This window comes from Mesorhizobium sp. M7A.F.Ca.CA.001.08.2.1, assembly GCF_003998455.1.
Lineage (GTDB): Bacteria > Pseudomonadota > Alphaproteobacteria > Rhizobiales > Rhizobiaceae > Mesorhizobium > Mesorhizobium ciceri.
Genome location: NZ_RZPW01001424.1, coordinates 1 through 554, shown reverse-complemented (window position 1 = coordinate 554; position 554 = coordinate 1). Strand labels below are relative to the sequence as shown.

Below are 554 nucleotides of genomic sequence, written 5' to 3'. Positions count from 1 at the left end.
TCGTAGCACAGCGCGTTGGCCAGATGCTTGGCGGCAGCGATGGACAAGCCATAGCCCTGAATCGGCCCGTCCAGCGCGACGGCCTTGTCCAGCCGGTCGAGATAGTCGCGCCCATAGGCGATGTCCTGATAGTCGACGACCTTTCTCAAGCCTCGAAGCGCCATGTCGCGCACGGCCACCGGCAACAGATCGATGCGGGCAGCCAAGGCCTGCCAGCCTTGCAGCAGGTTTTGCGGGCCACTCACCTGTCCTGCGCCCAGGGCAGATTCGACGATCGCTGGCTCGGCCGGCCTAGGCGCCGGTGCTGCCGTGCCGCGCGCACGATCAAACGCGGCCCCGAAGGCGGCGAGGCTGGCCTTGACGCCCCGGCCGCCGGCACCGATCGCCTGTTCGTAGCTCTCGCGCGTGAACGGCAGGGCGCCGGACCCTGCCAGCGCGCCAAGCAGGCTGGCCGAGATCATCGAGCCATTGTCGGCGGCGATCTTCTCCATATCGAAAGCGATGAAGCGTTTCGATGCGGCTTCCGCCGTCGCGTGCACCTTGGACGACGAGGC

The 554-nt window shown here is 67.3% G+C and carries 1 protein-coding gene; it reads right to left on the bottom strand.

Going from position 1 to position 554, the window contains the following annotated elements; genetic code table 11:
* A partial coding sequence (locus EN914_RS37775; protein ID WP_348631989.1) for a DUF6537 domain-containing protein occupies nucleotides 1-554 on the bottom strand: 554 nt, incomplete at both ends.